We start from the raw sequence: 13,455 nt of genomic DNA, 5'->3' as shown, positions 1-13,455 counted from the left end.
CGTCTGAACCACTGACAGGGACGTCCGGTCCCGCCCGGCAGGGCGGGACCGGACGTCCGCGTTTTTCGGAGGCGTCAGCGGCCGAGGACCGCCGCGCCCGCCTGCGCGTACCGCTCGTCCAGATCGCCGGACGGGGCACCCGCGACACCGATGCCCGCGACCGGGGCGCCCTTGGCGGTCACCGGGATGCCGCCCGCGAGGAACAGCGTGCCCGGGATGTCCTTCAGGGCCGGCGCCTGCTCCAGCCGCTCGGCCGGCTCCGAGGTGGGCGCGTTCCAGGACACGGCGGTGAACGCCTTGCGCTCGGCCGACTCGTACGACTGCGGCCCCGCCCCGTCCCCGCGCAGGGTGACCAGCGTGTTGCCGTCCCGGTCGACGACGGCCACGGAGACCTGCCGGCCGTCCTTCGCGGCGACGTCCAGCGCGGCACGCGCGGCCTGCTCGGCGGCGGCCAGGGTCAGATGCGTGCTCTGGGTGAGGTCTGCGCTCCGGGCGGCCACGGGGGCGGGCGCGGCACCGGGGGAGTCGGCCGCGCCGGCGGCGACCGTACCGACGACACCCGCGCCGATCACGGCGAGCGCGGCCTGGACGCCCCGCGGTACCCCGCTCCTGCTGACCGTGCTGTCGACCAAGAACACCCAGGACGCCCCGCCGGACGACGCACTGGTCGCGGAGACGGCCCGCATCCTGTCCCACACGCTGGCCCCCGGCGAGTGACGAGGGTCCCCGCCGCTGTCGGTTCCGTCGTCTCCGGTGCGTGACCGCGTGGCTTGCGGGTGTTGGTTCCGTCGTCTCCGGTGAGTGGCCGCATGGCCTGCCGGTGCCTGATCCGTCTTCTGAATGTAGATCATGTACGTGACCATTGACGCGTACACGGCAACTCCCTATCGTCGGGAAAGCGGGAGCGGAAAGCGCTTTCCCTCCTGGCTTCACGATGCCACGCCCGGCAGTGGAGTTCACCCCCTTGGACCGCTCGAATCCCGCACAGCCGAGCCAGACTTCAGGAGACAAGCCGATGCAACCAAGGTCAGCCATCGCGTGCGCGGCTCTGCTCGCCGGCACCCTCGCCGTGTTCTCCGGCACCACGGCACAGGCGGCGACCGCCCACCCCCAGGCCGCAGCGGCGGCCACCGTGCTGTACGTGTCGCCGAGCGGCACCGACAGCGCGGCCGGTACCCAGTCCGCGCCGACCACGCTCACCTCGGCCATCAGCCGCATCGCATCCGGCGGCACGATCTACCTGCGCGGCGGGACGTACACCTACTCCTCCACGGTCACCATCCCGGCCGGCAGCAATGGCACGTCCAGTGCCCGCACCACCCTGTCCGCCTACCCGGGCGAGTCCCCGGTGCTCAACTTCTCGGGCCAGAGCACCAGTTCGTCCAACCGCGGAATCCAGCTCAACGCGAACTACTGGCACCTGTACGGCCTCACCGTGGAGCACGCCGGGGACAACGGGATCTACGTCGGCGGCAGCAACAACGTCGTAGAGCGCGTGGTCACCGCGTACAACCGGGACACGGGACTCCAGCTCGGCCGCATCTCCTCCAGCACGCCGAGCAGCCAGTGGCCGTCCAACAACCTGATCGTGAGCTCCGAGTCGCACGACAACCTGGACCCCACCGGCGAGAACGCCGACGGTTTCGCCTCGAAGCTCACCACGGGCACCGGGAACGTCTTCCGGTACGACGTCTCCCACAACAACATCGACGACGGCTGGGACCTCTACACCAAGACCGACACCGGCGCCATCGGCCCGGTGACCATCGAGTACTCCCTGTCGTACGGCAACGGCACGCTCACCGACGGCACCCAGAACAAGAACGGCGACCGCAACGGCTACAAGCTGGGCGGTGACGACATCGCGGTCAACCACATCGTGCGGCACGACATCGCCTACAAGAACGGCCACCACGGGTTCACCTACAACAGCAACCCCGGCACGATGACGATCTCCAACAACGTCAGCATCGACAACACCGAGCGCAACTTCGCCTTCGACACGGGCACTTCGGTGTTCCGGAACGACACCTCGTGCCGCTTCGCCGTCAGCGGCCAGAACGACAAGATCTCCGGCAGCTCCGACAGCTCCGACCAGTTCTGGACCGGCACGAACGGCTCCCGCTGCTCCTCGTACTCCGGGGCCCTCGGCTGGTCCTTCGCCTCGGACGGCCACCTCGTGGTGACCTTCGGCGGCAGCGTCGTGAATCCGTGACGGAGCCCCGGCCCGACGCATGACACACCCCTCGCGGGACGCCGCGTTCGCCGGCGTCCCGCTCGTGCGCGCCGCTACACCTCCGGCGGTGTCCCGCCCGGCGCGGCGGGGTCCACGGCCGAGAGCTTGTCCGGGTTCGTGACGAGGTAGACCTCGCGGACCCGCTCGGTGTCCGGGTCGAGGTCCATGACCATCACCGCGTGCGGGGAGCCGTCCGCGAACACCACCACGGCCGCGTCCCCGTTGATGTCCCGGTGCTCGAACCGCAGCCCCTCCGCCGAGCGCGCGGCATAGCCGGTCAGCGTCCGGGCCACCTTGTCCCGGCCACGGACCGGCCGGGGCGCCGCCTGCCCCTTGCCGCCGCCGTCCATCCACAGCGTCGCCTCCGGCGCCAGGATCTCCAGCAGCGCCGCGAGATCCCCGCCGAGCGCCGCGGCCACGAACCGCTGCGTCGCCTGCCGCCGGACCCGGGGATGGGCCTGGTAGCGGGGGCGCCGGGCGCGTACCCGGGTCCGGGCACGGTGGGCGAGCTGGCGTACGGCGGCGGGGCTGCGGCCGAGGATGGCCGCGGTCTCGGTGTGCGCGTAACCGAACACCTCGTGCAGGACGAACACCGCCCGCTCCAGCGGGGTCAGGGTCTCCAGGACGACGAGCAGCGCCAGGGACACGGACTCGGTGCGCACCGCCTGTGCGGAGGCGTCCTCGCCGGCCGCCGGTCCGTCGGGGCCGTCCGTGAGCAGGGGTTCGGGCAGCCACGGGCCGACGTACGTCTCGCGTCGCCGGGCGATCCGCGCCCGCCGTGCCAGCGCCTGCCGCACGGTGATCCGTACCAGATAGGCCCGCGGACGGCCGATCTCCGGCGCCTGCCCCGCCTCCCCGGCGCCCGCCCGGCCCGCCCAGGCCAGCCAGGTCTCCTGCAGCACGTCCTCGGCGTCGGCGACGCTGCCCAGCATGTTGTACGCCACCGCGAACAGCAGCTCACGGTGGTCCAGGAACGCCTGCGTGGCGGTGTCGGTCCCCGCAGGCGTCCGGTGGTCGGCCATGGCATCTCCCTCACGACGTCTCGCCACCCTGAGGGGCCGAGGCCCCCGGAGTGTGACATCGGGGGGCGGCTGTGTGCCGTACGTCTCATCCTGCGCCGGTGCTGTCACACCCGCCGCTGTCCGGGCCCTCTCGGTCCATGGCAGCAGCACCGCGCAGCGAAGGAGAAGCCCATGAAACTCGTCGTCTTCGGCGCGAACGGGCCGACCGGGCGGCAGGTCACCGAGCAGGCGACCGCCGCCGGTCACACCGTCACCGCCGTGACCAGGCACCCCGACGCCTTCCCGCCCGGCCGGCCCCGGCTGCGGGTCGAGGAGGCCGACGTCCTGGACGGGGCGGCGGTGGAGCGCGTCGTCGCCGGTCACGACGCGGTGATCTCCACCCTCGGCGTCCCCTACGGCCGGGATCCGGTCACGGTGTACTCGACGGGCCTCACCCACATCACCCGGGCCATGACCCTGCACGGTGTCCGGCGGCTGGTGTGCGTGTCGTCCACCGTCCTGTTCGACGTGCCGGCGCCCGGTGAGGGCGTCTTCTTCCGGAAGGTGCTGGAGCCCTTCTTCGTGCGGGTCGTCGGGCGCACGGTCTACGACGACATGCGCCGCATGGAGGAGATCGTCCGCGCGAGCGGCCACGACTGGACGGTGCTCCGGCCGGCCGGTCTCTTCGACACCGGCGAGGTGAGCGACTACCGGGTGGCGCCGGGCCGGCTGCCCGGACGGTTCACCTCCCGGGCCGACCTCGCGCACGCACTGGTGCGCGAGGCCGCCACCGAAGGTCATGCGCGCACGTTTCTCGACGTACGCACCACCGAGGGCACCCCGCGCCTGATCGACCTGATCAGGCGGGAGGCGTTCGGCACGTGAACCCGCCGGTCAGGCGGGCCAGCCACCGTAGGGGACGGTGATCAGCTCCATGGCGTGACCCGCGGGGTCCAGGAAGTACACGCCGCTGCCGCCGTCGTTGTGATTGATGGTGCCGGGCCGCTTCTGGTGGGGGTCGGCCCAGTGCTCGATCCCGCGTTCCTTGATCTTCGCGTACGCGGCCTCGAACTCCTCCTCGGAGACCAGGAAGGCGTAGTGCTGCGGGGTGATGTGTTCCGCGGGGGCGGTGGCGAAGTCCAGGGTGACTCCGTTGCTCAGGGCGACCGCGACGAACGGGCCCCACTCCCCGGCGATCTCCAGGCCGAGCAGTTCGGCGAAGAACTCGGCGGACTCCCGGTTGTCCCGGGCATGGACGATGGTGTGGTTCAACTCGACGGACAAGGAATGCCTCCTGAGGGCATCTCCTGGCACCTCCATGCCTCACCCGGACGGTGACCGGCACGCGATGCCACTGTCGATCTTAGCCGGGCGGACCTCTGACGGCTCAGCCGACCATGTCGTGTTCGGCCACGGGATGCGCCTCCAGGTCCGGGGCGGCGAGCAGGTCGGCGATCAGCTCGGCGGACCCTCCGACGTAGGTGCTGGTCAGGTCCACGTCCCCGCCCAGGATCCAGGCGCGGTCCGCGGGCCACCACAGATCGGGCAGCTCGGCGAACTCGTCCGGGGAGACCGGCGAGACGGCGTCGGCCAGGGCGCCGCTGAGCAGCACCTCCTCCCGGCCGGGGGTCTCGAAGAAGGGCACATGGCCGAAGTCCCAGCGGCCGTACCCGTCCCACAGCCCGAACCAGCACCGCTCCGGGGTCGTGGTGTGCCGGGTCAGCACGGGTACGAGGGCCCGGGCGAGGCCGGGCGGGGTCGGGCCCTCGGGCGGATGCTCGTCCCAGACGCCGGGCAAGCCGTACTCGGCAACGCCGTAGTAGCCGCTGTCCATGCGGACGACCTCGTACCAGCGCGAGTCCGGCGTGACCCGGGTGCCGTGCGCGGCGGCCACCGCCGACCAGCGCACGGGCCGGTCGTCCAGAGAGGCCGGATGCAGGATCCGGGCGTACGCCGCGAAGCCCCCGGCGGCGACGCCGGCCACCGTGCCGAAGACCCCGTGTCCCGGCGTGCCCGGTGTCAGCCAGTCGGCGGGGGAGAGGTCGCCGGTGCGCACGCGCAGGCGTCCGTACCACTCCGGAGCGGGCATCCGGCGCACCGTTCGGAAGACGTTCATCCGCCCAGTGTGCCGGGTGGGCCGCTGCCTTTGCCCACTTCACGACCGTGCGAAGAGGGCGGGAGCGGTTCCTGCGTGGGCCTCCCGGGCGGCCCGACCCGTGCACCGGGCTCGCCGCTCCCCGGTCACACCCCCCGGTGCACCACGTGTCCGCCGGTCACCGTCAACGCGACCGGGGCGTCGGCCAGTTCGTCGGCCGGGGCGTGCACCGGGTCCACGGTCAGCGCGGTCAGGTCGGCGCGGTGGCCGGGGGTGATGCGGCCGGCGGTGCCGGACTCCCCGGCCGCTGCCGCCGCGTGGCTGGTGCAGCCCTCCAGCGCCTGCAACGGCGTCAGTCCCGGCCGGTGGGCCGCGGCGCCCCTGGGCCGGCGGGCCGTGGCCAGTACGGCCCGGACGTCGTAGTGCGCGATGGGCCAGTCCGAGCCGAGGGCGACCGTCGCGCCCGCCTCCCGCAGATCCCGCAGCCGCCAGGCACGCGCTGCCCGGTCGCCGCCCAGCCGGCGGGACCACTCGTCGGTGCCGTCGTCGCGCGTGTACCCGGTGTGCGGCGGCTGGAGCGAGGCGGCGACCCCCAACTCCGCGAAACGGGGAAGGAGTTCGTCGGGCGCGGTCTCGATATGCTCGATCCGGTGGGCGCCGTACCCGCTCGGCCCGAGGGAGGCGACGGTGTCCAGCACATGGCGTACCGCCGCGTCCCCGATGGCGTGCGTGGCCGTGCGGACACCGGCCGCGTGCAGGGCGTGGACGGCCTCGGCGTAGGCGCGCGGGTCCGGCCAGAACGCGGCGGTGCCCTGACCGTGGCAGTCGGGGTGCTCCAGCCACGCCGTGCCGCCCTCCACGGTGCCGTCCATGAAGAACTTGACGCCGCCGACCAGCCAGTGCCGCCCGCCCCTGCCCTGGAGCCGCGCCAGCTCCCGCAGTGCCTCGTCGTCGGCACCCGGCATGCACCAGGGCGCGAACCGCAGCCGCACCGGCAGCACCGTCTCCTCGGCGACCGCCGCCACCAGGTCGAGGTCGCCGCCGTCCATCACCTGGGCGCCCGTCAGCCCCGTCGCGGCCATGGCGGACAGCAACTCCACGAGCCTGGCCCGCCGTCGGGCGTACGACGGCCGGGGCGCGATGTCCGCCACCAGGTCCATCGCGGCGTGCTCGACCAGATGACCGGTGGGCCGGCCCGTCGCGTCGCACACCACCTCCGCACGCTGGGCGAAGGCGCGCGGTCCGCTCACCCCGGCGGCGGCCAGCGCGGCAGGGCTCGCGAGGGCGGAGTGGCCGTCGTAGAGGCGCAGGAAGGCCGGGGCGCCGTCGAGGACGTCGGCGATCAGGTCGTGATGGACCGGCCGGCCCGCGAACGCGTTGTGGTCCAGGCCGTGTCCGAGGACCCAGCCCTCGATCCGCTCGGCCCCCGCGAGTGCCGCGCGCAGTCCGGCCAGGTCCGTCACACCCGACAGATCCGTGCCCGTGGCCATGTCCAGCCCCCACACCGGGTGGCTGTGCGCGTCGACCAGGCCGGGCACGAGGTGCCCGCCGTGCAGGTCCACGACCTCGGTGCCGGGCCCGCGCCAGCCCCGGACGTCGGCCGCCTCGCCGACCGCGGTGATCACCCCGTCGTGCACGGCGACCGCGGAGGCGGCGGGGCGGGCGGGGTCCAGGGTGCGGACCTGAGCGCCGGTGAGGACGAGGTCGGCAGCGGGCATGACGGCAACTCCTGTACGAGGTGAGGGGGTTCGGGTCAGTCGGTGGGTTCGGTGGCGAACCGGGCGTAGACCTCCGGGCGGGACCGGCGCAGCCACCACGCCAGCGGCATACCCAGGACGAAGACGGCGGGCGCCACGACGACGAGGAGAGTGTTCACCGCCGGGGACGCGCCGGTGAACAGGTCGATGTGGGTCACCACCAGCACGATCGCGGTCGTCAGCAGCACGGCGGCGACCACCGGGGCCACGACCGTGCGCGCCCGGCCCTCCGTGTGGCGCACCCGCCGGAAATAGCAGGGCACCGCGATCGCGGCGAGCAGCTGGAGCAGCAACAGGCCGATCATTCCCGGGGTGTTCACCCACAGCAGCAGCTGCTGGTAGGGGTCGGCGTGCGCCGCCCAGAACGCGAGGACGACCACCGCGCCGAGAACGGTCTGGGCGAGGCCCGCGAGGTACGGCGAGCGATGCCGGGGGTGGATCCGGCCGAGCCCGCGCGGCAGGACGCCCTCCTCGGCCAGGGCGAGGGCGTAGCGGTTGATGGCGTTGTGGAAGGCGAGGAGGGAGGCGATGACACTGGTGACGATGAACAGGTGCATCAGGTCGGCGGCCCAGCCGCCCGCATAGGTGGTGATCGCGGTGAAGAACAGCCCGGCCGGATCCTTCCCGGCGGCCCGTACGACCTGGTCGTCGCCGAAGGCCTGGACGGCGATCCAGACGACGAACGCGTAGAAAAGGCCGAGGAATCCGACGGCGAGGTAGGTGGCGCGCGGGACCGTGCGCTCGGGGTCGCGGGCCTCGCGGCGGTAGATCACGGTCGACTCGAAGCCGGTGAACGCCGCGAACGCGAAGGCGAGGACGGCCGCCATCCCGGGCACCAGTACATGCGAGGGTGCCAGCGACGCCAGGGACAGTCCGTGCGCGCCGCCCTTCATCAGCACCCCGCCGGCGAGCAGCACGAGTATGCCGGTCTCGGCGACGAGCAGCACACCGAGCACTTTCGCCCCGAAGTCGATCGAGCGGTAGCCGCCGTAGCCGATGAGCACCAGTCCGGCGAGCGAGATCGGCAGCCAGGGCACGTCGGTGCCGGCGAGGGTGTGCAGGGTGTCGCGGGCGGTGGTGGCGAGCAGGCCGTAGACGCCGATCTCCATGCCGTTGTAGCCGACGAGGGCCAGCAGGGCGGCGCCGATGCCGACGGGCCGGCCCAGGCCTCGGGTGATGTAGGCGTAGAAGGCGCCGCCGCTGGTCACATGGCGGCTCATGGTGGTGAAGCCGACGGCGAAGACGGCGAGGGTCAGCCCGGCGAGCAGATAGCCGACGGGCGCGCCGATGCCGCCCAGCAGGATCGCGAGCGGGGCGACCCCGGCCATGACGGTCAGGGGCGCGGCGGCGGAGACGACGAAGAAGGCGATGTCGGCGGTGCCGAGGGACCCGGAGCGGAGGCCGGGCGCGCCGGACGGGGCTCGCTCCCCCGGGAGGTCTCCCGGGAGTTCGGAGGTGGACACGGACATACGGGGGAGCCCTTCTGGCGGGGGAGGGGAGAGGGTCCCGGTGGTGGGGCAGCCGGGTTCGCGGGCGTCGGCGGGCCGGGCCGGGGTGGGCGGGGCAGACCGGCGTCTCCGGGCGCCCAGGAGGGATGGCGGGTGCCCGGAGCCGTAAACCTAAAGGCTTTCGGTTTCCGCAATGTAACCTGCCGGTGGGCATCCGGGAAGACCTCGGGCAGACCACAGGGAGAGACGACGACCATGGGACGGCCGCGCACACCGCTTCTCGACCGCGAGCGCATCACCGCGACCGCGCTCCAACTGATCGACGAGACCGGTGACTTCAGCGTCCCGCAGATCGCCCGCCGGCTCGGCGCGCAGACCGGCTCGGTGTACCACCATGTGGACGGCCGTGACGGCATAGTGGAGCTGCTGCGCGAGCGCGTCGCCTCGAAGATCGACCCGGGCACCCTGGAGCTGACCCCGTGGGACGCGGCCCTGGAGGCCTGGGCCCGCTCCTACCGCGCCGCCTTCGCCGCGCACCCCCGGACCATCCCGCTGCTCATGACCTCACCGGTCCGCGCGCCCCGCGTCCTTCAGCAGTACGAGTGCGCCGTGAGCCTGCTGCTCGACGCCGGCTTCGGCCGTGCCGAGATCATGCCGCTGATCATCGCCCTGGAGAACCTGGTCCTCGGCTCCGCCCTCGACCTCGCCGCCCCCGAGACGATGTGGGAGCTGACCGACAACGCGCCCACCCCGCACCTGGCCGAGGCTCTCGCCGCCGTGGGTGAGGGGCGGGCGGACCGTGCCTTCGAGGTGGGCCTGACGGCCTTCCTGAACCATGCGCGGGCGCTGCGGAGGTGACGAGCCGTTGAGTTTCCCAGTACCGCAAGTAACATGATCAGCTTGGATCCGGGGTTACCAGTCAGTCAAGTAAGCGCTGTCCCCGTGACGCGCTGTGCCCGGAGATGCCCATGACTTCTTCCCATGATGCGCTGGAAAACGCGCGCCTCACCTACGAGCAGCACGTACGCACGTGCCGTCAGTGCCATGCCGACGGCGCGGCCTGTGCCGTGGCCAAGCACCTTCTGCGGATCTACAACAACGTTCGCAGAGAACACCGGCGGTCAAGCTGATGCAGCCTCAGCTTCCGTACACGGCAGGCACATTGGCGCGCGGTGCCGGGGCGTGCCGGGCCGCCGGGCCCTGCGCGAAGGTCCGCAGGAGGTTCTCCGTGGTGCGGGTGACGAAGGCCCGGGTGCGGGCGTCCATTCCGTGGTCGCGGCCGAGCAGGCCCGTCCCGGCCACCAGGCCCTCCACCCAGCGCATGGTCCCGGTCGCGAACACACCCGCTCCGGCGGGCGTCGTGTAGTACGCCGAGTCGCTGTGGCTGGACCGTCCGTCGCACACCAGCGGGGAGTGCGCGATGATCTCCAGCGGGCCGGGCGTGGGGGAGCCGGGGGTCACCCGGTCGTACTCGACGCCGACGAGATGGGCGAAGGCGTCGCCTGAGCGCACGCCGGTGCCGTCGTACAGCCAGTGGTCGGCGGCCCGGACCACATAGGGCGCGTCCACCGGGTAGCCCTCGTACAGCACGCCCGTCAGGGAGGATTCCGGGTCGGGCGCGGGCGGCAGCCGGTAGTCGGTGGTGACCAGAGCCGGGTGCGAGCCGTACAAGGGGTCGGCGCGCACGTCGGACTTGTAGCAGACCACCGTACGGTCGTCCGCTCCCTCCCCGGCCTCCAGCCGGACCCGCCGGAAGCATGTGTTCGCGCCCAGGAAGGCGATGTTCGTCCCCGCGTCCCGGGCGGCCGTCACATGGGCCCGCTGCTGTGGCGTCCAGTACTCGTCGTGCCCCAGACAGACGACCGCGTGCGCGCCCCGCAGCACCCCCGGATCCCGGTGGATGTCGACGCCCGTGCTGTAGGCGAGGGGGATGCCGAGGCGCTCGGCCAGCACCACCAGCGCCCACTCGTACACCAGGAACTTCTCGGCGCCCACGCCGTCGTAGGGCCGGTCGAAGCTCACCGCGAGGGACCGGGTGGCGTACGCCCCGGACGTGCCGTTGTACAGGCTGCTGCCGCCCCAGCGGTTGTACGCCTGCCAGGTCGCCGGTGCGTGCAGCAGCACCGTACGGCCCGCGCCCTCGGCGGAGCGCACGATCAGCGGCACGTACCGCTGATGACCGGTGTCCGCCTCCAGCCGCAGCAGATAGGCGCCCTCGGGCCAGCCGCCGCTGTCCACGGTCAGCGTCGCCGGCCAGTCGGCGCGCACGGTGCGGGTGGCGGACAGCGTGTGCGGGGCCGGCCGGGCGCGGCCCGGTATGCGCTCCGACGCCCAGATCCGGCGGGCCTGCCGGCCGCCGTACCAGCCGACCCGGAACGCGGACACCCGGAAGGAGGCGGCGGTGGTCGACACATGCAGCGCGAACGGCTCGCCCGGGGACACGCTCACCCGGTCCGTGTACCCGGCCACCGCGTCCACGGGTCCGGTCGGGCCCAGCCGCCAGTCGGCGGTGCCCGGCGCGTCCCGCTCCGACTCCGGGCGCAGCCGTCCGCCGGGCGGGGTGGGAGAGGAGCGGGTACGTGGTGGTGCGGCCGTGCACGCGCCGGCCGTGCCGAGGCCGAGGCCGGCGCACACGGTGAGGAAACGCCGGCGGCGCAGACCAGCGCTGCCGTCCGAGGACGCGGGGTCGGTTACCGGAGCCACTTCACCTCCCGGGTGCCGTCTCCGCTCCAGCGTCCCGACGCTCACTCGGCCGGCGCAACCGCAGGACGGCGACAACGCGGGAACGCCGGGGGAGGAGTACGGCCGTACGGGTGATGCCGTGGACGGCGCGATCAGGTGCGGAAGCCGACATGCACGTGGTCGTGGTGGGTGGCGTCGCTGAAGAACTGGCCGGCGCCGCCGCCCGACAGCAGCACGGGACCGCCCACGTTGTACGACCCGGCGGCCGCCGCGTCCCGCATGAACCGCTCGATCAGGGACCGCGGGGTCGCCGGGTCGACGACCGCGTGGCCGTCGATCCGCCACACGTCGAAGGCCCGGCCGCGCGGATGGTCGCTGGGCCTGCTGGTGCCGAACACGTCCAGCGGATGCCCCGAGCGCACGACGCTCACCTCCAGCCGGTACGTCCGCGCCAGCGCGAGCATCGCCCGGGCCACGCTGGTGTGCACCTGCCCGCTGCGCAGGTCCGCCGCGGCGGCGGGCGGCAGCACGATCCGCTCGTCGGCCAGCGCCGTCCGGAGGTCCGGGGCGAGCGTGCGGGCGGCCGGTCCGGGCTGCGCGGGATGCAGCGCGACCACGGTCCACCGGCCCCCCGCCTCGGAGAGCCGCACGTCGACCGTCGTGCCGCCCGTGCTCACCCTGCCGCCGCGCCGGATCCACTGCCGGCAGACCACCAGCACACTGGCGGACCGGGACAGGATCCCGCCGTACTGCGCGTCCACGACCTGCAACACCGCCTGGTCGGCCGTCGGCAGCAGCGGCCCGGCCTGAGCGACGAGCCCGGCCGGCAGCCCGAGCGCCTCGACCCGGCTCCGCGCCGCCGCCGCTCCGCCCTGCCCGTCGGCCCAGGCACCGATCGCCTCGACCAGCTGCACGGCCCGCAGCTTGGCGGCCGGCTGCACCTCGGTGGAGGTCGGACGCCAGGGGGTGGTGTGCGGCAAACCGGGCGAGGGGGAGGCCGAGGCGGAGGGCTGGGCCTGGGTCGGTGTCCTGGACTGCACGGCCGGAGTGGACGCACCGCCGGAACAGCCCGCCGCGCCGAGCGCGAGGCCGGCCAGGGACACGAGCACGGCCCGACGGCCGGGCGGGGGCGCCACGGGTTCGGGAGCGCGGGTCATAGGGCCCAGTGTCCGCCGTGGGCACCGGGCGGTCGAGCCCGGGATCCTCAGAACGGCGGCTCGTTGAGCAGTTCGAGCAGCCACTCGGAACCCTGGGCGGCGACCGGGGTGGGGCCCGACGGGTCGGGAAACAGGCGGCCCCAGGACGCGGCGCGGCTCAGGGCGCTCAGCCGCCAGGCGAGGTGGGCGGCGCGCCGCAGGTCCGCCGGTGTGCGGCCGTTACCCGTCCACGGCTCCAGATAGGCGTCGAGCAGCCGGGGCAGGACCTGCGGACCGTACCGCTCACGAGCCTTCTCGGCGGGGACCCGCAGACTGCAGAAGGGGTGCGAGACGGCGGCGTCGCCCCAGTCGAAGAAGGTGAAGCGGTCCGGCGCGGGACGGAACAGCTGGCCGTCGTGCAGGTCCGCGTGGTCGAGCGTGTCCTCGATGCCGAGGGACGCGAGTTCGGCGCACCAGTCCGTGAGGCGCGGCCGCACCCCCTCCAACCGGGCCCGTGCCTCCCGGGGCATGCCGGTGTTCCTGGCGAGCAGCACATCGAACACCTCGGGCAGGTCGAGCGTCCGGGCGGCCGGCACCCCCAGCCGCTCGATCTCGCGCGCGTGTGGGACCAGCGCCCGCTGCATGTGCGCGTACTGGCCCAACAGGCACGCCCAGGTGCGGGGTTCGACCGGTTCCCGCGCGAGCACGTCCCGGAACAGGTCGCCTCCGTCGGGCAGCAGCACCCACGCGCGCCCGGCGTCCACGGCCAGCGGCTCCAGCACATCATCCGGCACCCAGCGGGCCAGCGCGGCGGTCAGCGGCCCCTCGAACGCGCTGGCCGGCGGATTCGCCTTGAACCAGACGGCATCGCGCCCGGCCACAGGCACCCGCACCAGCACCGACCACGGCCGCACGCGCACCTTGAGGTCACCGTTCACCCACAGCCCGCGTACGGCGAGCCGCTCCGCCACCCAGTCGAGCGCTTCGGCCCGCCAGGACTCCTGCTCCCACGGGGTCACCGCGTCCTGGAAGGCGCCCCGGTCCACGGTGATCGCATGCTGACGTCGCATGGTGCCATCCCACCAGCGCGACCGGACTGT

The 13,455-nt window shown here is 73.3% G+C and carries 12 protein-coding genes; 3 read left to right on the top strand and 9 right to left on the bottom strand.

All coding sequences use genetic code 11. The features are described from left to right. Positions 1-74: 74 nt before the first annotated feature. Positions 75-632 (bottom strand): GlcG/HbpS family heme-binding protein, encoded by a 558-nt coding sequence (locus tag O1G22_RS04280; RefSeq protein ID WP_428986318.1) that lies wholly within the window; start codon positions 630-632, stop codon positions 75-77. Between the two features lie 383 nt (positions 633-1,015). On the opposite strand from O1G22_RS04280, the gene O1G22_RS04275 reads away from it, so the two are divergent. Continuing rightward, positions 1,016-2,215 (top strand): right-handed parallel beta-helix repeat-containing protein, encoded by a 1,200-nt coding sequence (locus O1G22_RS04275; protein WP_270080050.1) that lies wholly within the window; start codon positions 1,016-1,018, stop codon positions 2,213-2,215. Between the two features lie 74 nt (positions 2,216-2,289). Here O1G22_RS04275 and sigJ read toward each other — a convergent pair whose 3' ends face one another. Then, positions 2,290-3,258: an RNA polymerase sigma factor SigJ gene (gene sigJ, locus O1G22_RS04270; protein ID WP_270080049.1), complete on the bottom strand. Its 969-nt coding sequence runs from the start codon at positions 3,256-3,258 to the stop codon at positions 2,290-2,292. Positions 3,259-3,429: 171 nt separating this feature from the next. On the opposite strand from sigJ, the gene O1G22_RS04265 reads away from it, so the two are divergent. Beyond that, the gene (locus O1G22_RS04265; protein ID WP_270080048.1) at positions 3,430-4,122 is read left to right on the top strand and encodes an NAD(P)-dependent oxidoreductase; all 693 of its coding nucleotides are present in this window, start codon (positions 3,430-3,432) and stop codon (positions 4,120-4,122) included. A gap of 9 nt (positions 4,123-4,131) precedes the next feature. Here O1G22_RS04265 and O1G22_RS04260 read toward each other — a convergent pair whose 3' ends face one another. The 4 genes from O1G22_RS04260 to O1G22_RS04245 all read right to left on the bottom strand — a co-directional run bounded on the left by O1G22_RS04260 (position 4,132) and on the right by O1G22_RS04245 (position 8,558). Beyond that, positions 4,132-4,521 carry a VOC family protein gene (locus O1G22_RS04260; protein ID WP_270080047.1) on the bottom strand — a complete coding sequence of 130 codons (390 nt, stop codon included), beginning with the start codon at positions 4,519-4,521 and terminating at the stop codon, positions 4,132-4,134. Between the two features lie 103 nt (positions 4,522-4,624). Then, a complete protein-coding gene (locus O1G22_RS04255; RefSeq protein WP_270080046.1) occupies positions 4,625-5,353 on the bottom strand; it encodes a hypothetical protein in 729 nt (242 codons plus the stop codon). A gap of 125 nt (positions 5,354-5,478) precedes the next feature. Continuing rightward, on the bottom strand, positions 5,479-7,050 hold the full coding sequence (locus O1G22_RS04250) for an amidohydrolase (RefSeq protein ID WP_270080045.1): 1,572 nt from the start codon (positions 7,048-7,050) through the stop codon (positions 5,479-5,481). A gap of 35 nt (positions 7,051-7,085) precedes the next feature. Next, entirely contained in the window at positions 7,086-8,558 is a 1,473-nt protein-coding gene (locus tag O1G22_RS04245; protein WP_270080044.1) for an APC family permease, read from the bottom strand. Positions 8,559-8,792: 234 nt separating this feature from the next. Between O1G22_RS04245 and O1G22_RS04240 the strand changes: the two genes are divergently transcribed. Continuing rightward, positions 8,793-9,395, top strand: a complete 603-nt coding sequence (locus O1G22_RS04240) for a TetR/AcrR family transcriptional regulator (protein WP_270080043.1) — start codon at positions 8,793-8,795, stop codon at positions 9,393-9,395. A 279-nt stretch (positions 9,396-9,674) separates the two neighbouring features. On the opposite strand, the gene O1G22_RS04235 is transcribed toward O1G22_RS04240, so the two are convergent. From O1G22_RS04235 to O1G22_RS04225, 3 genes are all read right to left on the bottom strand, one after another. Further along, positions 9,675-11,240, bottom strand: a complete 1,566-nt coding sequence (locus O1G22_RS04235; protein WP_270080042.1) for a N,N-dimethylformamidase beta subunit family domain-containing protein — start codon at positions 11,238-11,240, stop codon at positions 9,675-9,677. Between the two features lie 131 nt (positions 11,241-11,371). After that, entirely contained in the window at positions 11,372-12,376 is a 1,005-nt protein-coding gene (locus tag O1G22_RS04230; protein ID WP_270080041.1) for a hypothetical protein, read from the bottom strand. 47 nt (positions 12,377-12,423) lie between these two features. Next, on the bottom strand, positions 12,424-13,425 hold the full coding sequence (locus O1G22_RS04225; RefSeq protein WP_270080040.1) for an aminoglycoside phosphotransferase family protein: 1,002 nt from the start codon (positions 13,423-13,425) through the stop codon (positions 12,424-12,426). Between the last annotated feature and the right edge of the window lie 30 nt (positions 13,426-13,455).

The organism is Streptomyces camelliae (assembly GCF_027625935.1).
GTDB classification, from domain to species: Bacteria; Actinomycetota; Actinomycetes; order Streptomycetales; family Streptomycetaceae; genus Streptomyces; species Streptomyces camelliae.
Note: the sequence above shows the minus strand (reverse complement) of the source record. Positions and strands in the feature narration are given on the sequence as shown.